Origin of the sequence: Streptomyces sp. Je 1-332 (assembly GCF_040730185.1) — a bacterium.
In the GTDB taxonomy this organism is placed as follows: domain Bacteria; phylum Actinomycetota; class Actinomycetes; order Streptomycetales; family Streptomycetaceae; genus Streptomyces.
Genome location: NZ_CP160402.1, coordinates 7,068,292 through 7,093,480, shown reverse-complemented (window position 1 = coordinate 7,093,480; position 25,189 = coordinate 7,068,292). Strand labels below are relative to the sequence as shown.

The window sequence follows — 25,189 nt, the reverse complement described above, 5'->3', positions numbered from 1 at the left end:
GCGCGGCGGCTTCACTTCGCGACTCCCCAGTCCGGGTGGCCCGGCATGGGCGGGTTGTCGAGGTCGAACAGCCAGTGCTCGAGGAACGTGCCGACCGCGTCGTCACCGGTGACCTCGACGGCGTTGTCGATGAAGTCCTGGGTGGAGGCGTTGCCGTGCCGGTGTCCGGTCAGCCACGCCTTCATGACCGCGTCGAACTTCCCCTGCCCGATCTGCTGGTGGAGGGCGTAGAGGGAGACGGCCGCACCGTCGTAGATGTTGAAGCCGCCCAGTCCGGTGGGCTTTCCGGGCGGCCCGTCGGTCTTGCGGACCGCGTCGAGCTCGGCGTACGCGGTCTTCATCTTCTCCTCGATGGGCTGAAAGCCCTTCTGCTCCGCCCACACAGCCGCGTAGTAGACGGCGGGTCCTTCGTTCAGCCACGCGTCCTGCCAGGTCGCGGGGGTGACGGAGTCGCCGAACCACTGGTGGGTCAGTTCGTGGATCATGGTGGTCGAGTAGGTGGGCTTGTCGAACCACGAGGGGCCGAAGAGCGAGAGGGTCTGGTTCTCCAGCGCGTCGCTGTAGCCGTCCCGCACGATCTGCACGCCGTACGTGTCGAACGGGTAGCGCACGCCGAGGGTCTTCTCCAGCCACGCCAGTTGCCCGCCGGTCTCCTCGGCGATGGGCTTGTACTTGGCCTGCTGGTCCTCGGGGACGAGGTGGCGCAGTTTCACTCCGTGGGGGCCTCGGCCGTAGAGGTAGGCCTGCTTGTTGACGGAGATGCTCAACAGCTCGGGCGCCATGGGGGACTTGAGTGAGAAGTCCCAGGTCTTCCTGGCTCCGGCGTCGCGGGTTTTGGTGAGGTTGCCGTTGGCGCCGGGCGTCCAGCCGTCGGGGGCGGTGAGGTGGAAGGACCAGGTGGCCTTGTCGGAGGGGTGGTCGTTGACCGGCGCGAAGGTGTCGGCGCGGGAGGCCTGGGCGGCGGAGGCGAAGCCGCCGCCGGACATGTAACGCCAGCCCGGCTGGCTGATCGGCTTGGTCCTGCCGTTGCCGTGGTAGGTCAGCTCGACGTCGAAGGTCCGGCGGTCGCGCAGACCGCCCGCCGGGGTGACGGTGAGCTCCTGGCCGCTCTGTCCCGGCGTGATCGCCCAGGTGGCCTTCTTGCCGTTGACCTGCACGGCGTCGATGGCCAGCGAGTCGACGTCGAGGTTGAAGGACGACAGGTCCTGGGTGGCTCGCGCCTTGATCCTCATAGTGCCGGTGAAGTCGTACGTCACCGGCGTGAAGTCGAAGGAGAGGTCGTAATGGCGGACGTCGTAGCCGCCGTTGCCAAGCGTCGGGAACAACGGGTCGCCGACGCCGTCCGCGCCCGGGGACGGGTCGAAGGGCGCCGCTTGGGCGGGGAGGGCGAGCGCGAGGGTGGCGGCCGCCGCGGCGGTCGCTGTCGCGGCACAAACTGTGCGGTTACTGCGAGCACGTGCGGTTCGGGTCCTGTTCTCAGCCATGGGCCCGCAACGTAGTAATCGCTTACCGTCAGCGTCAACACGACCTCTCCTCCCCGAGGCCAGGCCCGGACAGAAAGAACGTAGAAAGATGCCGCACCCCCTTGCCCCCGCGTAGCAACCGCTTACATGCTGTCGCGCAATCGCTCACGTCCGTCGCTCCGCACACTCCGACGCCCCGACGCCTCACGGGAGTTCCCTATGCGCACGCCTCGCTCCGGCTCCACCGGTCCCAGCCGCCGCACGCTTCTCGCCGCGAGTGCCGCATCCGCTCTGGTGGCACCGTCGACCGGCGGTGCGGCGTGGGCCGCGGAGACGGACGTGGACGCGGACCCGTTCGACCCCCTGCTCGCCCGCGCCGCCGCGCAACTCACGGGAGGCGACTTCGACGCCGCCGACCCTGACTTCGCGGCGGCGATGAAGACTCTCGACACCCAGGCGGCCGACTGGTGGCGGGACTTGGACCGGTCCGCGGGCCGCAGCGCCCTGTGGGCCGACCTCTCCCCCGCCAAGGACCCGGGCAACTTCGGCCAGAGCTACACCCGACTGCGCACGATCGCGACGGCCTGGGCCACCCCCGGCACGTCCCTCAGCGACAGCGCCGAAGCGGCGGACGCTCTGCTCGAAGCCCTCCGTTTCCTGCACGCCGACGCCTACAACCCGGATCGCCCCGAGACCGGCAACTGGTGGTTCTGGGAGATCGGCGCACCCCGCGCCCTGATGGACACCTGCGTGCTGCTGCACGAGAAGATCCCCGCGGCCGACCTGGCGAAGTACGTCTCCACGGTGGCGAAGTTCTGCCCGGACCCCGACCGCCGCACCAGCATCCCGACGCTGTCCGAGACGGGTGCCAACCGCGCCGACAAAGCCGTCATCGTGGCCCTGCGCGGGCTCCTGGCGAAGGACGCGGCCACCCTGGCGCTCGCACGCGACGGCCTGTCCGACGTCCGGGACAAGGGCAAGAACAGCCTGTTCACATACGTCACTTCGGGCGACGGGTTCTACGAGGACGGGTCGTTCGTGCAGCACGGCTCCGTCGCGTACACGGGCACGTACGGCAGTGTCCTGCTCGGCAGCGCCGGCGTGCTGATCGCGCTGCTCGCGGACTCCGAGTGGGCCGTCACCGACCCGAAGACGTCCGTGCTGTACGAGGCGGTGGAGCGGACCTTCTCGCCGGTGGTCTTCGACGGACTGATGATGGACGCGGTGCGGGGCCGGGCGACGTCTCGCGAAAAGGCACCGGACCACAAGGACGGCGCGGCGGCCCTCACCAACATCCTGCAACTGGCCGACGGAGCGCCCGCCGCGTACGCCGCACGCTGGCGCGCGCTGGCCAAGGGGTGGATGAGGCGTAACAAGTCCCACCCCTATCTGAGCCTGGTAGGCGTACCCGCTCTCGCCCGCGCCAAGGCCGTCCTCGACGACACCACCGTGCCCGCCACCGAGCGGCTCACCGGGCACTTCGCGTTCGCCGACATGGACCGGGTGGTGCACCGGCGCCCCGGCTGGGCACTCACGCTCTCGCTCTCCTCGAAGCGCATCGCCGCCTATGAGGCGGGCAACGGCGAGAACCTGCACGGCTGGTACACCGGCGACGGCATGACGTATCTCTACGACGGCGACGACCTGGGGCAGTTCGGGGACGGCTTCTGGGCGACGGTCGACCCGTACCGCCTGCCGGGCACCACCGTGGACACCCGGACCCGCGCCGACATCGGTTCGGGCGGCGGGACGGCGACCTACCTGCCGAAGAACGCCGTCGCGGGCGGCGCTGTGCTCGACGAAAGATTCGGCGCTGCCGCGATGGAACTCCTCGCCGACGGCAGCACGCTCCGGGCCAGGAAGGCGTGGTTCTTCCTGGACAACGCGGTCGTTGCCCTGGGCGCGGACATCACCGCGAGCGACGGACGCACCATCGAGACGATCGTCGAGAACCGGAATCTGTACGAGGACGGGGCACCCCGCTTCACGGTCGACGGTCGGCGGCAGCCCTCGCACACCGGCTGGTCCGCGCCCCTGCCCGGCGCCCGCTGGGCCCACCTGGACGGCACCGGCGGCTATGTCTTCCCCGACGACCCCGCCCGGCCTGCGCACGGCAGGGACGGCGCCCGCCTCCACGCCCTGCGCGAGGAGCGCACCGGCACCTGGCGGGAGATCAACACCGGCGCGGACACCGGCGGCAGCACCACTCCCCTCACCCGCCGCTATCTGACCCTGTGGCTCGACCACGGCACCTCCCCCACCGCTTCGTCGTACGCCTATGTCCTGCTGCCCGGAGCGAGCGCCACCGCGACCGCCGTCTGGTCCCACGCACGGCCGGTCCGCGTCATCGCCAACAACGCCACCGCCCAGGCCGTCGAGGCCCGGCGGCACGGCCTCGTCGCCCTCCACTTCTGGGGGCCGGGCAGCGCGGCGGGGATATCGGCATCGGGGCCCTGCACCGTGCTCGCGCGACGCGGCGGCGACGGCATGTCGCTGGCCGTGGCCGACCCGGGCCGCACCGGCACCACGGTCACCCTGGAACTTCCCTTCCCCGTACGGAAGGTGGTCCGCGCCGACGACACGGTCTCCGTCACCCCGGGCCGCCGCCCCGTCGTCACCGTCCGCGTCGAGGGCTCACGCGGCCACACGCACACCGCACACCTGAGGTGACGGGCTCTGTCGCCCGGAAGCACCCCGCACAGGAAGCACCCCGCACAGGAAGCACCCCCTGCACAGGAAGCCCCCCCGCACAGGAAGCACCGACCCACCATGCCCGCACCGCACCTGCCGCTGCCGCCGACCGACCGGGTCCTTTCCCCGCTCACGGGCTGGACCCGCGCGCACTGGGAGGCGCTCGCCGACCGGCAGTTGGAGGCACTCGTCCCGTACGCGACGCCGAACTTCGCGCAGTACCGCCTGCCGGGGCGTGGCAGTTGGTCGGGGGTCGTGTCGGACGGCCTCGAGGGGTACGCACGGTCATTCCTCCTTGCCTCCTTCCGGATCGCGGGAGCGGGCGGCGAGGTGGATCCGCACCTCCTCGAACGCTACGCGCAGGGTCTGACAACGGGCACGGACCGCGAAGCGGCGGGCGGTGAGGCGTGGCCCGAACTCAGCGACTGCTCGCAGCAGATGGTGGAGGCGGCGTCGATCGCGATCGGGCTGCACGAGACCCGCCCCTGGATCTGGGACAAGCTCGATCCCCGGGTCCAGGAGCGGGTCGTCGACTGGTTCTCCGGGTTCGTCGGCGGCAGGATGTGGGACAACAACTGGCGGCTCTTCCAGGTGGTGTCCGAGCAGTTCCTGGCCTCCGTCGGCGCGCCGTACAGCCGGGCGGACATCGACGGTGGCCTCGACCGCATCGAGGACTGGTACCGCGGCGACGGCTGGTACAGCGACGGCGACGGACGCAACTTCGACTACTACGTCGGCTGGGCGATGCATCTCTACCCCCTGCTCTGGGCGCGCATGGCGGGCCCGGACGACGAGGGGCGCGCTCAGGTCTACCGCGAGCGGCTGACCCAGTTTCTCGCCTCCTACCCGCACTTCTTCGGCGCCGACGGCGCCCCCGTCCACCAGGGCCGCTCCCTGACGTACCGCTTCGCGGCGACCGCCCCTGTCTGGATGGGCGCCCTGGCGAACTGCACTCCCCTGGCGCCCGGCCTGACCCGGCGCCTCGCGTCCGGCACCGCACGGCACTTCGTGGAGCGTGGCGTGCCCGACGAGCGAGGGCTGCTTCCGCTCGGCTGGTACGGGACGTTCCTGCCGTCCACCCAGGCGTACTCGGGTCCGGCGTCCCCGTACTGGGCGAGCAAGGGCTTCCTCGGTCTGCTCCTGCCGGCCGACCACCCGGTGTGGACGGAGCGCGAACTCCCGCTCCCGGTCGAGGAGTCCGACCAGTACACGGCGCTGCCCCAGCCCGGCTGGCTCCTGCACGGCACACGTCACGACGGCATCGTCCGTCTGATCAACCACGGCAGCGACCACAACCCGCTCGAAGGCGCCGCGGCCGACGACCCGCACTACGCCAAGTTCGGCTACTCCACGGCGACCGCCCCCGAGACCGCTCCGAGCGCGTGGGAGCGCACCGTGGACAACCACCTCGCGCTCCTCGCGCCGGACGGCACACCGTCACGCCGCCGCCGGATCCACCCGGTGCGGTGCGAGGGACGCACGGCCACCTCCCGCCACGACGCACAACTGCCGGGCATCGAAGGCGAGTTCCCCATCCAGTCGACCAGCGCGCTGCACGGCCCCTGGGAGATCCGCGTCCACCGCGTCCACGCCCCGGCAGGCGTGACGGTCCGCGAGGGCGGCTACGCGGTCGCGGACGGGACGCAGCCGTACGCCGAGCAGGGACCCGGCTGGGCCCTCACCCGTACGGAGGCCGGCTTGACCAGCGCCGTCGTCGCACTCCACGGTTGGGACGAGGAGGCGGGCATCGCCCGTGAGGTGGCCGCCAACGCATACGGGCCGCATTCGGCGACGCCATACCTGACCTTCAGCGGCCACCAGGGCGGCGCGAGCACCCACGTAACGCTGGTCGCCCTGTCTCAAGACGCCGTTCAGCCCTGGGCGTTGAGGGAGTCCATCACCTGCACGGTGGAGGGCGACGCCGCCAGCATCCGCTTCCCCGACGGCACCCTGCTGGAGGTGTGAGCGTCAGATCCCGCCGTCCTCCCGGCGGTGGATCTGCTCGACGAGCTCCGCCGCCATCGCCTTGATCGTCTCCAGGCCCGCTCTGCCCCAGGGCCGTGGCTCGACGTCCACGACACAGACCGTGCCGAGCGCGATGCCCGTGCGGTCGATGAGCGGGGCGCCCAGATAGGAACGGATGCCGATCTCGTCGACCACCGGGTTGCCCGCGAACCGCGGATAGTCGCAGACGTCCTCCAGGACGAGGGCCTTGCGCCGCACGATCACATGCGGGCAGTAGCCGTGATCGCGCGCCATGTAGCGGAAGGCCGTGGTCTCCGCGGCCGCCGTCGAGGTCAGTTCGGAGCCTTCCCTGGAGGCGTCCGGGGTGTGCAGGCCGGCGAAGAACTGCCGGTTCTCGTCGATGAAGTTGACCATGGAGTACGGGGCGCCGGTGACCTCGGCGAGACGGTCGGCGAAGGCGTCGAAGGCGAGGTCGGGACGGTGTCCTATGCCGAGCCTGCGCAGCCGCCGCACCCGGCTCGGCGCCTCCCGGTCGACGGGGGTGAGCAGCAGGGGCGCGGTCGAGTCGTACATCAGGTGTGGGCTCCGTAGCTCGTGGCGGCCGGGGCGTGGGCGAGGAGGTGTTTGACGAGGGTGAGGAGGGTGGCGATGCCCGAGCTGGAGATGCGCGCGTCGCATCGCACGACGGGCACCTGCGGGTCCAGGTCGATGGCGGCCCGTACCTCTTCGGGCTCGTAGCGGTGGGCGCCGTCGAATTCGTTGATCGCGACGATGAATCCCATGCCGCGCTGCTCGAAGAAGTCCACCGCCGCGAAGCAGTCCTCCAGGCGGCGGGTGTCGGCGAGGACCACCGCCCCGAGCGCGCCTTCGGAGAGTTCGTCCCACATGAACCAGAAGCGTTCCTGGCCGGGCGTGCCGAAGAGGTAGAGGACGTGCTCCGGGTCGAGGGTGATGCGGCCGAAGTCCATGGCCACGGTCGTGGTGGTCTTGTTCTCCACGCCCGACAGGTCGTCGGTGCCCTCACTGACCGTGGTGAGGAGTTCCTCCGTGCTGAGCGGCGCGATCTCGCTCACCGCGCCCGTGAAGGTCGTCTTGCCGACCCCGAAACCTCCCGCGACCAGGATCTTCAGTGCGGTGGGGAAGGGGTCAGAGCTGTCGTCGTAATCCATCGAGCACTGCCTCCAACAGGGACCGGTCGGTGGGGTTGTGGTAGAAGTCCGGGGCTCTCAGGGTGAGCGCCCCGCAGTCGACGAGATCGGACAGCAGCACCTTGGTCACGACCGCGGGCAGCTTCAGCTGCGCCGCGATCTCCGCGACCGATGTGGGTGCCGCGCAGAGCCCGAGCGCCTCCGTGTGCTCGGGGCCGAGGTAGCCGACGACCGGGCTCCCGGTGGCCAACACCTGTGTCAGGAGGTCCAGTTGGGCGGTCGGCCGGGTCCTCCCGTCGCTGACCGTGTAGGGCCGGACGAGCCGTCCGGCGGATTCGTCGAGCCAGGGCCCGTCGTGCGGGGCCGCCACGCTCAATGCCTCATCGGGGCGGGTTCACCGGCGGGTTGCCGGGGTGCGGTGAGCAGGTAGGGGCGCACGCTCTTGACCAGCATCGTCATTTCGTAGCCGAGCACAGCGGCGTCGGCGTCGCGCCCGGCGAGCACCGCGAGACAGGTGCCGGAGCCTGCCGTGGACACGAACAGGAGGGTGGAGTCGAGTTCCACGACGACCTGGCGTACGTCGCCGCCGTCCCCGAACCGGATGCCCGCGCTGCGGCCCAGTGAGTAGAGCCCGGAGGCGAGGGCCGCCATGTGGTCGGCGCTGTCCGGGTCGAGGCCATGGACCGACTTCACGAGTCCGTCGGAGGAGAGCAGGACCGCGCTGTGGGTGTGCGGCACGCGCTGCACGAGTCCGCTCATCAGCCAGTCGAGGTCGGAAACCTGCCCGGTCGGCGCATCGCTCGCCATGGTGGATCGACTCCTTGAGGTACGAGGGTCTGCCGGGGCAGACGTGGTGCCGTCGGGGTGGTGCGGTTCAGCCACCCTGGTCGCCCCCGTCGTGGGGGACATGGAGGTCGGGCCGCGGCGCCGGGTCGCGCGTCTCCTGTGCGGCGGCGAGCCCGATGCCGCGCTGGAAGGCCGCCATCAGGCCCGGGTCGTGGCCCACGTGCTGTTCGCTCGCCGGGCGGGGCGAGGGCGCGTCCCGCAGCTGGGGCGCGATGTGTTCCTGGGCGCGCCGTTTGGGCAGTTGGGGCTTGCCCACCCGGCCGCGTACGGCGTCGCCGTTGAGGGGCGTGGGCGGTGCCCCCGCGTTCTGGGCGGCGGCCTGCCGGTCCTCGGGGCGGATCCCCGGCACGGCCTCGGCCGGCGTCGGCCTGCCTTCCCTGCCCTCCCGGCCCCGTACGGGCAGCGGGGCGGGCGGGGAGCCGTGGGGCACGGGAGCGGGTCGCGTGGCGGGCGGCGGGGGCGGTGGCGGTGGCGCGTCCCGCTGCGGCTGCCGGGGCACGGCCACCGCTTCCGGGGTCCGCTGTGGGCCCCCCGCGGTGACGGGCTCGTTCTGCGGCTCGGTGCCGAGCAGCCCTTGCGGCAGGATCAGTACAGCCTGCACGCCTCCGTAGATGTTGGTCTGGAGGCGGACCGCGATGCCGTGGCGCCGGGCCAGCGCGGAGACCACGTAGAGGCCGATCCTGCCGTCCTGGAGGAGGCTCGCGACATTCACCTGGTCCGGGTCGGCGAGCAGGTGGTTCATCTTGTTCTGCTCGGTCAGCGGCATACCGAGGCCGCGGTCCTCGACCTCGACGGCGAGCCCGGCGGTCACCACGTTGGCGCGCAGCAGGACTTGGGTGTGCGGGGCGGAGAACACCGTGGCGTTCTCGACGAGTTCGGCCAGGAGGTGGATGACGTCGGCGACGGCGTGGCCGCGCAGGGTGCCGGCGATCGGCGGCACCAGCTTGACGCGCGAGTACTGCTCGACCTCCGCGATGGCCGAGCGGAGCACCTCCGTCATCGAGACCGGGTTGCTCCACTGGCGGCGCGAGATGGCGCCGCCGAGCACGGCGAGGTTCTCGGCGTGTCTGCGGATGCGGGTGGCCAGGTGGTCGACGTGGAAGAGGCCCTTGAGCAGCTCCGGGTCCTCGACCTCGTTCTCCAGCTCGTCGAGGATCGAGATCTCGCGGTGCACGAGGGACTGCAGCCGCCGGGCCAGATTGACGAAGACCTCGACCTTCTGTTCGCTTCCCGCGTGGCTGGAGAGCTGCGAGGCCTGCACGACGGCGGTGACGGCGACGTCCTGGGCCCGGGAGAGCTCGACGGCGAGCAGCCCGAAGTCGTCGCCCTCCGGGGCGGATCTGACGGGAGTCCTGCGCGGGGGCGGGCCGTCGCCGCGGCGCAACTGCTCGACGACTTCGCGCAGCTCGGCCTGGCCGCGCGCGGTGGTGCGGCGCAGGGTGCCGACCCTTTCGCGTACGGAGGTCGCGGTGCGGCCTGCCGCGATGGCGGCGATCACGACGCTGGCGAGGCTGATGGCCCCGGCGGCGGCGAGGATGAGAAACAGGGCCGGCTCGAACGGGCCGGGGGTCGACCGGACGATGAACAGCACGGCTGCCGCGGCGCAGAGGGTCACCGCGACGGCGGGCAGCACGGCGATACGCAGGAGCTGGGGCCGTATCCGGGCCTCGGGCAGCGCCGTGACGGGTCGGCCACCGGGCCTGCCGTGCCGCCCGCCCTCACGGCGGTCTGCGCGGGCGGCCGGTGCACGGAGGTGAGACATCAGCGTCCTCGGTCGGGGAACGGGCTCCGACGGGCGCGCGACCGGTGGCTTCGCGGCATCGCCGTACCGGTCGGCAGGTGCACAGGCAGGACCGCTGCCATGATCCCTGCGTCGACCGGCGGACACTCACGGTAGTCACCAACACTTCATGTGCGGGAGGCAGTTGACAAAGTCCGGCACCCAGCGTCCCGCTCTGGTATGACACGTCGCACGGCCGTCCGAATCCGAGGACGGAATCCTGTTGAGCCTCCGCCGTACGTCGGCGAGAGTCCCCGGCATGGAGTTCTTCTGCTATCACCGCGACCGGCCCGGCTCGACGACGTTGCGCGAGAAGCTGGTGGAGGACCACTGGTCCTACATGGACCGGTACGCGGCGGAGTTGATCGCCCGGGGGCCGACCTTCGCCGCCGACGGTCAGACGCCCAGCGGCAGCGTGCACATCGTCGACCTGCCGGATCCCGCCGCCGCTCGCGCGTTCGCCTTCGATGAGCCCTGCTACCAGGCGGGCGCGTTCCGGGACGTGCTGCTGCGCCGGTGGCGCAACACGCTGGGGCGCACCATGTGGGACTTCCCCGGCGGCCGCAGCGGTGGCCGCCGGTACGCGGTCATCGGCCTCGGCTCCGGGCACACCGCCGACCTCGACGTGCCGGGCGACCGGGACTGACTGATCGCGTACGGGCCGCTGCTGTCCGACGACGGCGCCGCCTGGCTGGGCACGGCGGCGCTGGTCCGGGCGCCGGACCCGGACGCGGCACGCGCGGTCCTGACCCCGGACCTGTACGACGGCATCGAGGTCCACGACTGGGAGTTCGGCGGCCGGCGGTGACGAGCCGCGGCTCCCCGTCAGCCGGTGTCAGCCGATGCGCGCCGCCTCGGGCTCACCGGTGCCCTCCGCGCGTCCGGCGGGTGCGGAGAGCTCGGCGGCCGCGGCGGTGACGTCCGGAAGGGACCAGCCGCCCTCGGGCTCGATCGCGATGCCGCGCCACCACGGCTCGGCGGGAACGGCGTCCGAAGCGGGCTCGAACGGTTCGCCGGGGACGGGCAACGCGATCTTCGCCCCCGCGCGGCCCGCCGCCGCGACCGTGCCCTCGCCCGGTGCGGACCACGGGTGCGGCGCGAGGTTGAACGTGCCCCAGTGGATCGGCAGCAGCACACCGTCGGGCCGCCCGCCCTGACGGTCCCCGCTCTGGAGGTCGAGGTGGGCGCGGACGCCCTCCTCGGGCGTCATGTGGATGTCGGGCCAGAACTCGCTGTACGCCCCGATCTGGATCATCGTGACGTCGAACGGGCCGTGCTCGGCGCCGATCTCCCGGAAGCCGGAGAAATAGCCGGTGTCCCCGCTGTGGTAGACGCGGTGTTCGGGTCCCGCGACGACCCAGGACGCCCAGAGCGTGTGCTGCGGGTTGCGCAGACCGCGGCCGCAGAAGTGGCGCGCGGGCGTCGCCGTCAGGGTCAGGCCGCCCACCGTCGCGGCCTCGTTCCAGTCGAGCTCGCGCAGCCGGTCCGCGGGGACGCCCCAGCGCTCCAGGTGGGCGCCGACGCCGAGCGGTACCGCGAAGACCGTGTCCGTGCCCGCCAGGGCCTGGATCGTGGGCATGTCCAGGTGGTCGTAGTGGTCGTGCGAGATCACCACGACGTCCACCGGGCCGAGCGCCGCGAGCGGCACCGGCACGGGGTGCAGCCGCTTGGGCCCCACCCAGGAGAAGGGGGAGCACCGCTCTCCCCAGACCGGGTCGAAGAGCACCCGGCGCCCGTCGATCTCGGCCAGCACGCTGGAGTGCCCCATCCAGGTGATCCGCAGCCCACTGGCCGAGGGCTTCGCGAGGTCGGCGAGGGTCGTGGCATGCACCGGGACGGTGCCCATGGGGCCGCGCCGGATCCGCTCCTCCTTACGGAAGTAGATCTTCGCGAACTCGAGTGTCGAACCGGTGGGCCGGATCCGCGCGCCGTCGGGGTTCTGGAAGGACCCATCAGCGAAGTTCGGCGATCGGCGGATCCTCGCGAGCCGCTCACCGGCCGGATCCGCGCCGAAGGGCGCGGTCCTGAGCGAACGGAGCCCATAGCTCAGCGAACGGGACACAGCACCTCCTGGAAGGGGTAGGTCAGATCTCCATTATGGGCGCCGCCTCCGACAGCGGCCGTCCGGAGGCCCCCACACCGGCCACGCACGCGCCCGCGCCGGAGGCACGGGGCCGGAGAGCAGCCCGGTCGCTATACGGAGCTGCTTGTCGTCGTCGGCGCGGAGATCTAGGTGCGCGGCGCGCGGGCCCCGCGCCGTGATCGCCGACCGAGCGCCCGCTTGCCGGTCGCTGGTACGCGAACGCACGCTCGAGAGGTGGATAGGCTGCCCGGCGGTTAGGGCCGGGCCGGCCGCCGGGCGGACTCCGCTCAGGACGCCGCCTTGATGTGCATCCGCACCGTGTACGGGTCCACGCTCCCCTTCGCCTCCACGTGGTCCCCCGACGACTCTCCCCGCAGGCGCCTCCCGAACCACGGCACCAGGTACTCGCGCGCCCAGTTGATGTCGTCGCGCCGCACCTCGAGCGTCCCGCGGGGCGGCTCCGGCGGCCACGGCTGGTCCGGGTCCGCGGGGACCTCGAGGCCGAGGACCTGGGCCGCGCGCAGCGCCACGCGCGTGTGCCCCTCGGCGGAGAGGTGAAGGCGGTCGCCGTCCCAGGCGCGGCGGTCCTGGATGGTCTTGAGGGACCACAGGTCGAGCACCGGGCAGCCGTACCGGTCGGCGATCGCGCGGACATGGCCGTTGTACGTGGCGATCTTGCCGCGCAGATGCTTGAGGACCGGCACTGTGCGGGTGTCGAACCCCGTGGTCACCATGACCGTACCGACCGACGACGTGAGGTCGGCGACGGCCCGCTCGAACCGCTCGGCGACCTCGTCCGGATCGGTGCCGGGGCGGATGATGTCGTTGCCGCCCGCGCAGAACGTCAGGAAGTCGGGGGCCAGTTCCTTGGCGAGGGGCACCTGGTCCGCGACGATCTGGTCGAGCAGCTTGCCGCGCACGGCGAGGTTGGCGTACCGGAAGGTGTGCTCCGGCATCCGGTCGTCGAGCAGCACGGCAAGACGGTCGGCCCAGCCGACGAACGCCCCGTCGGGGCCGGGGTCCCCCACGCCTTCGGTGAAGCTGTCGCCGACTGCTGCGTAGGAGGTGAATGGGTCAGGGATGAAGGTTGTCGACTCTGCTCTCACGTCGTCGTATCTTTCTCCTCGCCAAGTGACCTACGCCACCGTAGGGAGGGGTTGACGGGGGGTGAGATAAGCCACCGGTCAAGTTTCACCCAAGCAAGGAATACGCAGCGGCCCGGGCGCCTCTTACATCCGGCGGACGCGCCTCTCGCGCGACGCACCGCTCACACCCGGCGGACGCGGAGCACCGCCGCGTCAGGGTCCCCGGCGGAGCCAACTAGAGCCGCGGCTCGCCGCCTTCGGTCTCGGCCCCCATCAACCGCCACCCGTGAGGCAACGCTCATGCGCGGGCAGTGATTGCCTCAGGAACCCATGTCGTATGGTCGAAGCCGCACCCCACCGGCGAGTCGCGCCGGCGGCCGGAGGGGAGGAGCCCCCGTGACGCAGCAAGTCCCGCCGACAGAGCTGTCGGAGCCCACGCTGTCCGGAGTCCGCAACTTCCGTGACGTGGGCGGACTTCCGACCGCGGACGGCCGACGGGTCCGGCAGGGCCGGCTCTTTCGCAGCGGTCACCTCGCGCACGCCACGGCGGCCGACGCGGCGTTCCTCGCCACCCTGGGGCTGCACACGATCTACGACTTCCGCAACGGGGCCGACCAGCGTCTCGAGGGCCCGGACGTCGAGCTGCCCGGCGTGCGCAACGTGAACCTGCCGCTGACCGACCCGGCCCACGGCGCCGAGTTCTGGACGATGGTCCGCGACGGCGACCTGGACCAACTGCGCGAGGTGCTCGCCGACGGGCAGGCCGCGGGACGCATGTCCGACACGTACCGCGAGATCATCAGGGACCGCACCGCCGAGCACAGCCGCGTGCTGCACGAGATGGCCGCCGACAGCGTGCCCGCCCTGATGCACTGCGCCGCGGGCAAGGACCGTGCGGGCCTCTCCATAGCCGTCACGCTCCTCGCCGTCGGTGTGGAGCGCGACGCCATCGAGGCGGACTACCTGGAGTCGAACGCCACCCACCGCCGCTACAAGGTCCGCCGCGGCGACAACTCCCCCAGCATGTCCCCCGAGGTCATGCAGCTGCTCAGCCCGCTCTTCGAGGCCCGCATCGAGTATCTGACCGCGGCCTTCGAAACGATCGAGCAGCTCTGGGGCGACACGGAGACCTACCTCACCGAGGGCCTCGAGCTGGCCCCGGAGACCCGCGAGCGGCTGCGCGAGCACCTCCTGGACTGACCCTGCGCGTCGCCTCCGCCCGCTACTGGTTCTGCGCGCCCAGCGAGAACAACAGGTAGACGAAGGCCGCGAAGAGGTGGCCCACGGCTACGTAGACGATCAGCCGGATCCAGAGTCCGCGGGGGAGCTTCTCCTCCAGGGACATCGCCTTCTTCGCGGGAGCGGGAGCGGGAGCGGAGTCGGGCCGCCGCTCTTCGGATTCCGTCATCGCGTCTCTCCCATGGTGGGGTTGCGCGAGGTCCCGCCCAGGCACAGCGCAGTGGCGGGACTCTGCAGCAGGGTGTGGACGAAGAGAAGGTCGGTGCCGGCGTGGTCCGCGGCGGCGATCCGGTGCGGGGTCAGCGAGTCGAAGTGCGCGCTGTCCCCGGATTCGAGCGTGTGGGCGGTGTCGCCGAGCCGCAGTCGCAGGCGCCCCTCAAGAACGTACAGCCACTCCTCGCCGGGATGGACGCGCACGATGTCGCCCTGCGCCCCGTGCGGCACGTGCACCCGCAGCGCCTGCATGCCACGGGCCTGCGCGCCCGCCTGCCAGTAGGTCCAGCCGCCCGCGCGCGTCGGTTCCATGTCCGCGGCCCGGACGACCGCGTCCCGGCCTGCGGGGGTCTCGCCGAGCAGCTCCGAGACCGTCGTACCGTAGGTACGGGCCAGCGCGAGCAGCAGCGGCAGGGACGGCTGGCGTTGCCCGGTCTCCAGACGGGAGAGGTGGGCCGGCGAGAGCCCGGCGGCGTTGGCCGCCGCCTCCAGCGTCAGCGCGGCGCGGCGCCGCAGCTCGCGCAGTTGCGGGGCGACGGCGGGCAGGGCCTCGGCAGCTTCCGGGTCGAGCGGTTCGGGCTCGGCGTTGCTCATGCCTCGATTGAGCCAGCCCCTTGCCTTTGCGGCAACTTTTTTGCCCCTGAGGCAAAGGCGGGTTCGTCCCAGGGAGTTCTACGGCCAGGTGGGCTCGGGCTTCAGCGGTTCGCCACCGCCTGCTTGACCAGCGTCCTGCCGAAGTCCCACATCAGTCCGCCCCCGCTGTGTGCCTCGTCCATCACGGCGGTGAAGGCCTCCACGAACCGGTCGACTTCCCGCTCCCCGATGGTCAGCGGCGGGATCAGCTTGATGACCTCCAGATGGTCACCGGAGACCTGGGTGAGGATGCGGTGCTTCTGCAGCAGCGGCACGACGACCATCTGCGCGAAGAGACCCTTGCGTGCCGCCTGGAGCATCGTCCAACGGCTGCGCAGCTTCAGTGAGTTGGGCCGCCCGAACTCGATGCCGATCATCAGGCCCCGGCCGCGTACCTCGCTCAGCAGCTCATAGCGGTCGACGAGCGTGGCGAGCCGCGACTTCAGGAGTTCGCCGGTGACGCGCGCGTTCTCGACGATCCTCTCGTCGTCCATGACGGAGAGGACGGCGAGCCCGGCCGCCATGGCCTGCGCGTTGGACCCGAAGCTCGCCGAGTGCACGAGCACCCGGTCCATGGACGAGTAGACCTTCTTGAAGATCCAGTCCTTGCCGAGCGTCGCACCCACCGGCACATAGCCGCCGGACAGCGCCTTCGCGACACACACCAGGTCCGGCTCGACGCCTTCCTCGTGCTGATAGGCGTAGAACTCACCGGTCCTGCCGAGGCCCGTCTGCACCTCGTCGGCGATGAGCAGCGCCTTGTGCCGGCGCAACAGCTCCTGGGCGGCGAGCAGATAGCCGGGCGGCGGCTCGTGCACGCCCTTGCCCTGGATGGGCTCGACGATGAGCCCGGCCACGTCCCCCTTCGCCAACTCCTTGCGCAGGGCGTCCAGATCACCGAGCGGCACGGCGGTGTCGGGGAGCAGCGGTGCGAACCCGTCCCGGAAGCCCGACTCGCCGTTCACCGAGAGGGAGCCGGTCGTCAGGCCGTGGAAGGCGTGGCGGCAGTACAGCACCCTCGGTCGGCCCGTCGCGTACCGCGCGAACTTCAGCGCGGTCTCGACGGCCTCGGTGCCGCTGTTGCCGAAGAACACCCGGTCCAGGTGCGGGCTTCTGGTCAGCAGCTTCTCGGCGAGCAGGCCGGGCAGCGGCTGACAGTCGAAGCGGGTCAGATCCGCGAGCGAGGCGTCCAGGACGTCGTGCAGCGCCTTGCGTACGACGGGGTGGTGGCGGCCGAGGCCCATCACCCCGAAGCCCGCGAGCATGTCGAGGTAGTCGTTGCCTTCCGCGTCCCAGAAGTACGCGCCCTCGGCCCGTTCGTAGACCTTGTCGAAACCGATGGTGTGCAGCATGCGCGGCAGCTGGTGGTTCAGATGCCGCGCGTGCAGTTCGTAGCGCTCGGCGCCCCGCTCGGCGAGGAGTCTGCCGAGGTCGAACTCCTTGGTCATGCTCCGTGCTCCTTGGCTGCCAGTGTGGCGCTGATCCGGCCCGCGATCTCGACCGGGGTGAGTCCGATGTCGGCGAGCACCTCGGCCCGCTTGGCGTGCGGCAGGAACTGCTCGGGGATGCCGAACCGCCGGACGGGTACGTCGACTTCGGCGTCCCCGAGCGCGAGGGCGATCGCCGCGCCGACCCCGGACGCGCGGCTGTTGTCCTCGACGACGCCCACGACGCGGTGCCGTGCGGCCAGGGCGGGCAGTTCGGCGTCGACCGGCTTGACCCAGCGCGGGTCGACCACCGTGCAGCCGAGTCCCCGCTCCCGCAGCAGCTCCGCGGCCCGCAGACAGACGGGCGCCATCACGCCGACCGCCACCAACAGCACGTCTGCGTCGGCGACTTGGGGTTCCTGACTCAGCACGTCCATGCCCCCGATCCGGTCGACCGCGGGAATCGCAGGTCCGACCGACTCCTTGGGGAAGCGCAGCAGCGTCGGCGCGTCGTCCACGGCGACCGCTTCCCGCAGTTGCGCGCGCAGTTGGTCGGCGTCACGCGGCGCGGCGATCCGCAGCCCCGGAACGACCTGGAGGATCGACATGTCCCACATGCCGTTGTGCGAGGCGCCGTCGACGCCCGTGACCCCGGCACGGTCCAGGACGAAGGTGACGCCGCACTCGTGCAGCGCGACATCCATCAGGAGCTGGTCGAAGGCGCGGTTGAGGAAGGTGGCGTAGACGGCGACGACGGGGTGCAGGCCGCCGGTCGCGAGCCCGGCCGCCGACACCGCGGCGTGCTGTTCCGCGATCCCGACGTCCCACACACGGTCGGGATAGGACTGGGCGAACTTCGTCAGGCCGACCGGGCCCAGCATGGCCGCGGTGATCGCCACCACGTCCTCGCGCTCGGCCCCGATGCGTACGATCTCGTCGCCGAACACCGAGGTCCAGGAGGGGCCGTTGGAGGGTGCGAGCGGCTCGCAGGTCAGCGGGTCCATCACGCCGACCGTGTGGAACCGGTCCGCCTCGTCGGCGAGGGCGGGCTCGTAGCCGCGCCCCTTCTCGGTGAGGCAGTGGACGATGACGGGCCCGTGGAAGCGTTTCGCACGTCGCAGTGCCGACTCGACGGCCCCGGTGTCGTGCCCGTCGATCGGACCGACGTACTTGAGGCCCAGGTCCTCGAACATGCCCTGCGGCGCGAAGGCGTCCTTGAAGCCCTTCTTCGCGCCGTGCAGCGATTCGTACAGCGTGTGCCCGACGACGGGGGTGCGCTGGAGTATCTCCTTGCCCCAGGCCAGGACCCGTTCGTAGCTGTCGGTGGTGCGCAGTGTGGCCAGGTGGTTCGCGAGACCGCCGATGGTGGGCGCGTACGAACGCTCGTTGTCGTTGACGACGATGATCAGCGGCCGGTCCTTCGCGGCCGCGATGTTGTTGAGTGCCTCCCACGCCATGCCGCCGGTGAGCGCGCCGTCCCCGATGACGGCGACGACATGGCCCCGCTCTCCGAGGACCTGACGGGCCTTGGCCAGGCCGTCGGCCCAGCCGAGCGCCGTCGAGGCGTGGCTGTTCTCGACGATGTCGTGCTCGGACTCCGCCCGCGAGGGATAGCCGGAGAGACCACCCTTGCCGCGCAGCTTGGAGAAGTCCTGCCGGCCGGTCACGAGTTTGTGTACGTAGCTCTGGTGGCCGGTGTCCCACACGATGCGGTCGAGCGGCGACTCGAAGACCCTGTGGAGGGCGAGGGAGAGTTCCACCACCCCCAGGTTGGGCCCGAGGTGGCCTCCGGTCCTGGCGACCGCGTGCACCAGGAACTCCCGGACTTCCCCGGCCAGTTCGTCGAGCTCGTCCTCGGTCAGCGCCTTCAGGTCGCGCGGCCCCCGGATGGATTCCAGAATGGTCATGCTCGTCCCCCTCTCTGGTTGAACTCAGCTCACGGCGGTCTTGATGACCTCGCCCTTGACGAAGATCTGCCCCTTGCCGTTGCCGGACGCGACGCCGAGGCCCGCCGCACGGGCCTCCCCCGGCCCGTTCACGACACACCCCATGACCGCCACCGGCCCGACCTCGATGTGCCGCGAGAGGCGGCGCTCCGAGATCGGCCGGACCGGCAGCTCGGGAAGGCCCGGTGCGACGGGCGTTCCGAGGCTCATGACGTCACCCCGCGCGGTTCGCGGAGACCGTTTCGCGGGCGGCGCGGATGGACTCCTTCAGGGAGCCCATGGTGGCGAGGACGGCGGTCGGCTCGTAGCCGCAGTGCGCCATGCAGTTGGCGCAGCGCGGGTCCTTGCCGCGGCCGTACTTGCTCCAGTCGGTCTCCTCGACGAGCTCCTTGTACGTCGGGACGTACCCGTCGCTCATCAGATAGCAGGGGCGCTGCCAGCCGAAGAGCGAGTAGTTCGGGATCGCCCAGGCGGTGCACGGGAAGTCCGCCTTGCCCTCCAGGAAGTCGAGGAACAGCGGCGAGTGGTTCAGGCGCCAGCGCCGCCTGTTGCCGCCCGCGAAGGCCTTCTTGAAGAGCTCGCGGGTCTGCTCGACGCCCAGGAAGTGCTCCTGGTCCGGCGCCTTCTCGTAGGCGTAGGCGGGCGACAGCATCATCTCGTCGACCTGCAGCTCGTCGTTGAGGTAGTTGAGGACCTCGATGATGTTCTGCGGGGTGTCGTTGCTGAAGAAGGTCGAGTTGGTGGTGACCCGGAAGCCGCGCTTCTTGGCTTCCTTGATGGCTTCCACCGCCTCGTCGAACACGCCCTCCTTCGCGACGGATTCGTCGTGCCGCTCCCGCATTCCGTCGATGTGCACAGCGAACGCGAAGTACGGGGACGGCGTGAACTTCTCGATCTTCTTGCGCAGCAGCATGGCGTTGGTGCAGAGGAAGACGTACTTCTTCTTCGCCACCAACTGCCGCACGATCTCGTCGATGTGAGGGTGCATCAGCGGTTCGCCACCGGCGATCGACACCATCGGCGCACCGGACTCAAGGACGGCGCCCACGGCCTGGGCCACCGGCATGCGCTGCTTGAGCACACCGGCCGGGTGCTGGATCTTGCCGCATCCTTCGCACGCGAGATTGCACGCGAAGAGCGGCTCCAACTCGACGATCAGCGGAAACTTGTCACGCTTGCGGAGCTTCTGTTCAAAGAGATACGTCGCGACCTTGATGGTCTGGCGCAGCGGCATGGCCATCTGGCTCACCTCCGGGGGAGCAAAGAAGAACGGTGCCATTCGAAAAACGCGGGAAGCACGGAACGGAGAACACGGAAAGCTGATATTCCACCGCGCACCGTGCCGATGCGGACGAGTTCGTGCTGTGGGGCGTCCACGACCACCCGGACGGCCGCAACAGGACGGTCTCCCGCCCGCAGCGCGCTGTGCAGCGTCGCGGCCGACTCCATGTCCACCGCGATCGCGCCCGTGGCGAGCAGAGCGGCCCGTTCGTGGCCGCGGATGACATGGTCGGAGCCGGTGAGCGGGCCGGTGTGCACGGTGCGGCCGGGCACGGCCCGCTCCAGCTCCTTGACCAGCAGATCAGTGCCGACGCAGGGCGTGTGGCCGTCCGCGTGACGGGTCTCGTCGGCGACGACCAGATCGCCGGGGTGCATGCCGGGTGCGAGCCCGGCACAGAAGCCGGTGGCCACGACGGCGGCGTGGCGCAGCGGCTCCTTGCCGAGGGCGCCGGTGACGGCACGCTCGGCGTTCTTGGGGCCCATGCCCGTACGGAGCACGGTGGGCCGCCCGTGCGCGCCGCCGCGATCGCCCGTGCGCAGGGCGAGGTGCTCGATGCCGAGCGCGCAGGCGATCAGCAGCGGCGCGGGGCCCGGCACGGCCGGGGTCCTCTCCATCAGCCCCCCTTGGCGGAGAGGCCCGCGAACGGCTCCCCGTTGACGTACCGGCCGAGGGCGGTGAGCGGGAACACCTGCCGGTAGAGGTGGTAGTTGATGGAGAAGTCCCAGGGGAAGCCGGTGCCGGTGAAGAACGGCTCGTCCCAGGAGCCGTCGTCCCGCTGTGCCTCGGCCAGCCAGGCGACGCCGCGCTCCACGGCCTTGGTGTCCCGCTCTCCGGCCGCGAGCAGCGCGAGCAGCGCCCAGGCGGTCTGTGACGCGGTGGAGGCGCCGTGGCCCCGCCACTCCTCGTAGCGGTAGGAGCGCAGGTCCTCGCCCCAGCCTCCGTCGTCGTTCTGCACCGACTCCAGCCAGCCGACGGCGCGGCGCAGCGCGGGGTGCGAGGCCGGCAGCCCCGCCGCGGTGAGCGCGGGCACCACGGACCCTGTGCCGTATACGTAGTTGACGCCCCAGCGGCCGAACCACGAGCCGTCCGGCTCCTGTTCGGCGAGCAGCCACTCGATGCCGCGCCGGGTGCGCGGGTCGTGCGACTTGCCCTCGATGGCGAGCATCTCGACGACGTGCCCGGTGACGTCGGCCGACGGCGGGTCGATGACCTCGCCGAAGTCGCAGAACGGCAGCCGGTTGGGGAACGGGCTGGTGTTGTCGGCGTCGAAGGCGGCCCAGCCGCCGCCGCGGGACTGCATGCCGAGGGTCCAGCGCATGCCGCGCTCGATCGCGTTCTCCAGGCGTGGGCGGTCGGGGTGCTCCACCCGGCGCAGGGCCAGGATGACCTCGGCGGTGTCGTCGATGTCGGGGTAGTTGTCGTTGTGGAACTCGAACGCCCAGCCGCCGGGGGCGAGTTGCGGGCGACGCACGGACCAGTCGCCGGGCCGTACGATCTCCTCGCCGAGCATCCAGTCCGCCGCCTTGATGAGCTGCGGGTGGTCGGCGGGTACGCCCGCGTCGGCGAGCGCGATGGTCGCGAGGCAGGTGTCCCAGACCGGCGACTGGCACGCCTCGATCATCCGAGAGCCGTCCTCGCGCCAGACCGCGAACCGGTCGAGCGACTCCAGGCCCGCCTTGAGGACCGGGTGCTCCAGGTCGTATCCGAGCAGGTGGAGAGCGATCACGGAGTACACGGCCGGCGGCTGGATGCCGCCCCAGCAGCCGTCGTTCTCCTGGCGTTCGATGATCCAGCGGGCGGCGCTGTTCATCGCGGCCTTGCGTACCTTGCGCGGGGCGACCTTGCGGTAGAGGTGCAGGGCCTTGTCGAGGCGCTGGAACACGCCGTCCCAACTCCCCATGGGCGCCAGAGGCTTGGCGGGGTTCGGTACGCGCGCGTCAATGTGCAGCTCGTCCAGCGGGAAGGGTGCGGGGCGGACGGGTCGCTTGGCGGAGACGACGGTGAGCGGGACGATCGTCTGGCGGGCCCAGCACCCGAAGTCGTAGATGTTGAGGGGCAGCCACTTGGGGAAGTAGAGAATCTCCGGCGGGAGTTCGGGCAGGTCGTCCCACTTCCACCAGCCGAAGAGGGCGAGCCAGATGCGGGTGAAGACGCGGCTCGCGGCGATGCCGCCCTGGTCGCGGATCCAGGCGGAGGCCCTCGCCATGTGCGGGTCGTCCGGGGCGTCGCCCGCCAGACGCAGCGCGACGTACGCCTCGATGGTGGTGGAGAGTTCGCCGGGGCCGCCGAAGAAGGTGGCCCAGGTACCGTCCTCGCGCTGCTCGCCGCGGATGAAGAGCGCGGCGGCGCGGGTGGTCTTCTCGTCCCGGATGTCCAGGAACTGACGGAGCAGCAGGTCCTCGGCGTCCATCGTCACGTTCGTCTCGAGATCGCCCTTCCACCAGCCCTGGGCATCCTGCTGCGAGAGCAGGAACTCGGTCGAGCGTTGTATGGCGCGCGCGGCGGCGTCACGTGGACCTGGTGCCGTCACCGTGGTCAGGTCGAGTGGCTGGCTGGCCGAGGTTGCGCGGGGCGTCACCGCTCCGGTGCTTCCGTCGGTCGTCGCTGTCATGGCTTCCCCTTCGTGCAGTCGTCTTCTCTGCTGTGGGTCCGCCGTCGGCCGACGCGCTGGGCGCCGGCCGGCGACTGCGAGTCATATGCGTCCGATAGTGATCATCTCTTTCGTACGACGACGAAGTCGGCGAGCGCGACGAGCTGCTCCCGCACCCGGTCGGGCATCTCGACGGTGTCGAGCGCCTCGATGGCGATGGTGTGCTGGCGCCGGGCCTCGTCGGCGGTCCACTCACGGCCGCCCGCCTGCTCGATCAGGGCGGCGCGTGCGGCGAACTCCTCCTCGGAGAAGCTGTCGAAGTCGTTGCTCTTGGCGTCGGCCGCGAGCAGCTCGGCGAGCTGCTCGGACGCGGGCCCGCCCGCGGCGAGCGCGGCCACGACGGGCAGCGACTTCTTGCGCTGGCGAAGATCGCTCCAGGTCTGCTTGCCGGTGGACTCCGGGTCGCCCCAGATGCCGAGCAGGTCGTCCACGGCCTGGAAGGCGAGGCCGAGGTGGTAGCCGTACTTCTCCAGGATGTCGGCGGTGCGGTCGTCGGCGCCGCCGAGTACGGCGCCGATGGAAACGGCGCAGGCGAGCAGGGCGCCGGTCTTGTTGCCCTCCATCTCCAGGCACTCCTCGACGGTGACCCGCTCGCGGTGCTCGTAGGAGATGTCCTGCGCCTGGCCGTCGATCAGGGCGCGGGTCGCCGTGGTCAGGCGGCGCGTGGCGCGGCCCGCCTCGACGGTGCCGATCTCCAGGAGGATCTCGTTGGCGAGCGCGAAGAGGGCGTCACCGACGAGGATGGCCTGGGCCGGGCCGTGCACCTTCCACACCGTGTCGCGGTGGCGGCGCTGTTCGTCGCCGTCCATCAGGTCGTCGTGCAGCAACGAGAAGTTGTGCACCAGTTCGACCGCGACAGCTCCCGGCACGCCGACTTCCGGCGCGGCGCCGGCCGCCTCCGCGGAGAGCAGGGCGAGGGCGGGGCGCACGGCCTTGCCGCCGTCGCCGTCCGACGGGTTGCCCTCGGCGTCGATCCAGCCGAAGTGGTAGGCGGCGACGGTGTCCATGGGCGGCGCGAGGCGGTCCACGGCGGACCGCAGCACCGGGGTGGCCAGCGTCCTTCCGCGCTCGAGCAGTGAGGTCACGTCCACCGTGTCGGCAGCCGATTCGGCCGAGGGCACAGTCGGCACAGTCTCTCCTCTTGTTCCGGTACTGGTTGTTCCGGTGCTGTTTTCCTGGGGACCTGACCCCAGGAGGGCCAGGTCCTGTCTCCCCGCAGGGATCGGGGAGACAGGGCCTGGCTTCACGCGGCCTCCTCGACGTCGAAGAGGTGATCGCGTGGGCGGTCTAGTGCGGAGAGAGCTTCCCTTGCGGCGCTGATGCCGCTGCGGACGGCGCTCTCCATGGTCGCGGGCCACCCCGTGGCGGTCCACGCCCCGGCGAGGTAAAGGCCGGGAGCCTTGGTGCGAGCACCGGGCCGCAGCCGGCCCACCCCGGGAGTCGGCGCGAAGGTCGCGGTGCGCTCCCGGGTCACGAAGAAGTCCCGTACTTCGGCGCCGTGCGCGGCGGGCAGCAGCCGCTCGAGTTCCGGCAGATAGCGCTCGCGCAGCGCGGCGACGGGCGCGTCGATCTCATCCTGGGCGGCGGACTGGGACAGCGCGACGTACTGGCCCTCGGTGAGCCCGGAGGCTTCGGTCCGGTCGAAGACCCACTGCACGGGCGAGCCGATGGCCGCGAAGAAGGGCCGCTTGAGGACCTTGCGGTCGTAGACGACGTGGATGTTGAGGATCGGCGCGGTGTCGATGTCGAGCAGCCGGTCGGGCTCGTCCAGGGCGCCGTCCGGGAGCAGATCGTGGGTCTCGTGCTGCGGAACGGCTAGCACGACGGTCTGTGCCTCGATCGTCTCGCCGGGAACTTCGACCTGCCAACCGCCGTTCTCCGTACGGGAGATGGAGGTGACTCGTGTCCTCAGTTCGGTTCGCACGCCCGCGGAGTCGAGCGCCTTGCGGGCGAGCGTGTCATGGAGATCACCGAGGGGCACATGCGCCCAGCCGATGTCGGCGGCGCCCGGCTGCGAGAGCAGTCCGGTCTTGAAGACCATCGCGGCGAGCCCCAGCGAGGAGTCCCCCGCGACGGCGTTCAGCGTGGCCACACCGACGAGGTCCCACAGGGCCTCGATGGCGCGCGGCGACTGGCCGTGCGCGGCGAGCCAGCTGCCGAAGTCCTGGCCGTCCAGCCTGGGGTCGGCCGGGTCGAGCCCCTTGAGGGCGAGCGCCGCGCGGCCTACGTTGGCGCGCTCGGCGAGCGACAGGTGCGGATACGTGGCGAGGCTCGCCGCCAGGTGCAGCGGCACGGGCAGGGCGGTGCGGCGAAGCCGTCCGAGCCGGTTCCGGTCGGCGTCGAGTACGGGCACGTCGAGACGTTCCTGCATGGGCGCGAGGGCAGCGCCGTCGACGCGGTCGAGGAACCAGCGGTAGGCGGTGCAGCAGCGCAGGTAGACGTGCTGGCCGTTGTCGACGGTCAGGTCGCCGCGCTTGAAGGAGAAGGCGAGTCCGCCAAGGCGCGGCCGTCCTTCGAGCAGCGTCACGCGCAGCCCCGCGTCGGCGAGGGACAGCGCCGCGGTGATGCCGGCGAGGCCGCCGCCGACCACCACGGCGGCACCGCGGCCCGCAGGCCCGTCGGCGTCCGCGGCCGATCGCGTGTCATCGTCTCTCATGCGCTTTCCCCCTGGGCGGTTGCAGTCTGGGACGCCGGGGCGCGGCGGAGGGTTGCCCGCCGGTTGCAGGGGGCTGCCCTAC

20 protein-coding genes and 2 pseudogenes are annotated in these 25,189 nt (G+C 71.1%); 4 read left to right on the top strand and 18 right to left on the bottom strand.

Annotated elements, in window-relative coordinates:
* Positions 1 to 11 precede the first annotated feature (11 nt).
* Positions 12 to 1,484: a M1 family metallopeptidase gene (locus ABXJ52_RS31910; protein ID WP_367046777.1), complete on the bottom strand. Its 1,473-nt coding sequence runs from the start codon at positions 1,482 to 1,484 to the stop codon at positions 12 to 14.
* A gap of 198 nt (positions 1,485 to 1,682) precedes the next feature.
* On the opposite strand from ABXJ52_RS31910, the gene ABXJ52_RS31905 reads away from it, so the two are divergent.
* Both ABXJ52_RS31905 and ABXJ52_RS31900 read left to right on the top strand, forming a co-directional pair.
* Positions 1,683 to 4,133 (top strand): polysaccharide lyase 8 family protein, encoded by a 2,451-nt coding sequence (locus ABXJ52_RS31905; RefSeq protein ID WP_367046775.1) that lies wholly within the window; start codon positions 1,683 to 1,685, stop codon positions 4,131 to 4,133.
* A 99-nt stretch (positions 4,134 to 4,232) separates the two neighbouring features.
* Positions 4,233 to 6,119, top strand: a complete 1,887-nt coding sequence (locus tag ABXJ52_RS31900; protein WP_367046773.1) for a DUF2264 domain-containing protein — start codon at positions 4,233 to 4,235, stop codon at positions 6,117 to 6,119.
* 3 nt (positions 6,120 to 6,122) lie between these two features.
* On the opposite strand, the gene ABXJ52_RS31895 is transcribed toward ABXJ52_RS31900, so the two are convergent.
* The 5 genes from ABXJ52_RS31895 to ABXJ52_RS31875 form a co-directional block, all read right to left on the bottom strand.
* Positions 6,123 to 6,695, bottom strand: a complete 573-nt coding sequence (locus tag ABXJ52_RS31895; RefSeq protein WP_367049426.1) for a GAF domain-containing protein — start codon at positions 6,693 to 6,695, stop codon at positions 6,123 to 6,125.
* Positions 6,692 to 7,288 carry an ATP/GTP-binding protein gene (locus ABXJ52_RS31890; protein ID WP_367046771.1) on the bottom strand — a complete coding sequence of 199 codons (597 nt, stop codon included), beginning with the start codon at positions 7,286 to 7,288 and terminating at the stop codon, positions 6,692 to 6,694. Before ABXJ52_RS31890 ends, ABXJ52_RS31895 begins: the two co-directional genes overlap by 4 nt.
* Positions 7,266 to 7,637, bottom strand: a complete 372-nt coding sequence (locus ABXJ52_RS31885) for a DUF742 domain-containing protein (RefSeq protein ID WP_367046769.1) — start codon at positions 7,635 to 7,637, stop codon at positions 7,266 to 7,268. The genes ABXJ52_RS31890 and ABXJ52_RS31885 overlap by 23 nt, the downstream gene beginning before the upstream one ends.
* Positions 7,638 to 7,639: 2 nt before the next feature.
* Positions 7,640 to 8,074: a roadblock/LC7 domain-containing protein gene (locus ABXJ52_RS31880; RefSeq protein ID WP_160508763.1), complete on the bottom strand. Its 435-nt coding sequence runs from the start codon at positions 8,072 to 8,074 to the stop codon at positions 7,640 to 7,642.
* A gap of 67 nt (positions 8,075 to 8,141) precedes the next feature.
* Positions 8,142 to 9,875, bottom strand: coding sequence for an ATP-binding protein (locus ABXJ52_RS31875; RefSeq protein ID WP_367046767.1), 1,734 nt, complete (start codon positions 9,873 to 9,875; stop codon positions 8,142 to 8,144).
* Between the two features lie 277 nt (positions 9,876 to 10,152).
* Between ABXJ52_RS31875 and ABXJ52_RS31870 the strand changes: the two are divergent.
* Positions 10,153 to 10,701 (top strand): annotated as a pseudogene (locus ABXJ52_RS31870) (YciI family protein).
* 27 nt (positions 10,702 to 10,728) lie between these two features.
* Here the strand turns inward: ABXJ52_RS31870 and ABXJ52_RS31865 are convergent.
* Together ABXJ52_RS31865 and ABXJ52_RS31860 are read right to left on the bottom strand one after the other, a co-directional pair.
* Positions 10,729 to 11,955 carry an MBL fold metallo-hydrolase gene (locus tag ABXJ52_RS31865; RefSeq protein ID WP_367046765.1) on the bottom strand — a complete coding sequence of 409 codons (1,227 nt, stop codon included), beginning with the start codon at positions 11,953 to 11,955 and terminating at the stop codon, positions 10,729 to 10,731.
* Positions 11,956 to 12,263: 308 nt separating this feature from the next.
* On the bottom strand, positions 12,264 to 13,082 hold the full coding sequence (locus ABXJ52_RS31860; RefSeq protein WP_367046763.1) for an SGNH/GDSL hydrolase family protein: 819 nt from the start codon (positions 13,080 to 13,082) through the stop codon (positions 12,264 to 12,266).
* A 375-nt stretch (positions 13,083 to 13,457) separates the two neighbouring features.
* Between ABXJ52_RS31860 and ABXJ52_RS31855 the strand changes: the two genes are divergently transcribed.
* Positions 13,458 to 14,261: a tyrosine-protein phosphatase gene (locus ABXJ52_RS31855; RefSeq protein WP_367046761.1), complete on the top strand. Its 804-nt coding sequence runs from the start codon at positions 13,458 to 13,460 to the stop codon at positions 14,259 to 14,261.
* A 22-nt stretch (positions 14,262 to 14,283) separates the two neighbouring features.
* Here the strand turns inward: ABXJ52_RS31855 and ABXJ52_RS31850 are convergent, their stop codons facing one another.
* From ABXJ52_RS31850 to hpnE, 10 genes and pseudogenes are all read right to left on the bottom strand, one after another.
* Positions 14,284 to 14,469, bottom strand: a complete 186-nt coding sequence (locus tag ABXJ52_RS31850; protein ID WP_367046760.1) for a DUF6126 family protein — start codon at positions 14,467 to 14,469, stop codon at positions 14,284 to 14,286.
* Positions 14,466 to 15,107 (bottom strand): XRE family transcriptional regulator, encoded by a 642-nt coding sequence (locus tag ABXJ52_RS31845; protein WP_367046758.1) that lies wholly within the window; start codon positions 15,105 to 15,107, stop codon positions 14,466 to 14,468. Before ABXJ52_RS31845 ends, ABXJ52_RS31850 begins: the two co-directional genes overlap by 4 nt.
* 101 nt (positions 15,108 to 15,208) lie before the next feature.
* Positions 15,209 to 16,594, bottom strand: coding sequence for an aspartate aminotransferase family protein (locus tag ABXJ52_RS31840; protein WP_367046756.1), 1,386 nt, complete (start codon positions 16,592 to 16,594; stop codon positions 15,209 to 15,211).
* Positions 16,591 to 18,480 (bottom strand): 1-deoxy-D-xylulose-5-phosphate synthase, encoded by a 1,890-nt coding sequence (dxs, locus tag ABXJ52_RS31835; RefSeq protein ID WP_367046754.1) that lies wholly within the window; start codon positions 18,478 to 18,480, stop codon positions 16,591 to 16,593. The genes ABXJ52_RS31840 and dxs overlap by 4 nt, the downstream gene beginning before the upstream one ends.
* Before the next feature lie 36 nt (positions 18,481 to 18,516).
* Positions 18,517 to 18,633 (bottom strand): annotated as a pseudogene (locus tag ABXJ52_RS31830) (flavodoxin-dependent (E)-4-hydroxy-3-methylbut-2-enyl-diphosphate synthase); the annotation flags it as partial.
* Between the two features lie 100 nt (positions 18,634 to 18,733).
* The gene (gene hpnH, locus ABXJ52_RS31825) at positions 18,734 to 19,759 is read right to left on the bottom strand and encodes an adenosyl-hopene transferase HpnH (RefSeq protein WP_367046752.1); all 1,026 of its coding nucleotides are present in this window, start codon (positions 19,757 to 19,759) and stop codon (positions 18,734 to 18,736) included.
* A gap of 5 nt (positions 19,760 to 19,764) precedes the next feature.
* Complete coding sequence (locus tag ABXJ52_RS31820) at positions 19,765 to 20,415, bottom strand: 1-hydroxy-2-methyl-2-butenyl 4-diphosphate reductase (protein WP_367046750.1); 651 nt, start codon at positions 20,413 to 20,415, stop codon at positions 19,765 to 19,767.
* Positions 20,415 to 22,412 (bottom strand): squalene--hopene cyclase, encoded by a 1,998-nt coding sequence (gene shc, locus ABXJ52_RS31815; protein ID WP_367046748.1) that lies wholly within the window; start codon positions 22,410 to 22,412, stop codon positions 20,415 to 20,417. Before shc ends, ABXJ52_RS31820 begins: the two co-directional genes overlap by 1 nt.
* A 101-nt stretch (positions 22,413 to 22,513) precedes the next feature.
* The gene (locus ABXJ52_RS31810; RefSeq protein WP_367049425.1) at positions 22,514 to 23,572 is read right to left on the bottom strand and encodes a polyprenyl synthetase family protein; all 1,059 of its coding nucleotides are present in this window, start codon (positions 23,570 to 23,572) and stop codon (positions 22,514 to 22,516) included.
* Positions 23,573 to 23,694: 122 nt separating this feature from the next.
* Positions 23,695 to 25,107 (bottom strand): hydroxysqualene dehydroxylase HpnE, encoded by a 1,413-nt coding sequence (hpnE, locus tag ABXJ52_RS31805; protein WP_367046747.1) that lies wholly within the window; start codon positions 25,105 to 25,107, stop codon positions 23,695 to 23,697.
* Positions 25,108 to 25,189 lie beyond the last annotated feature (82 nt).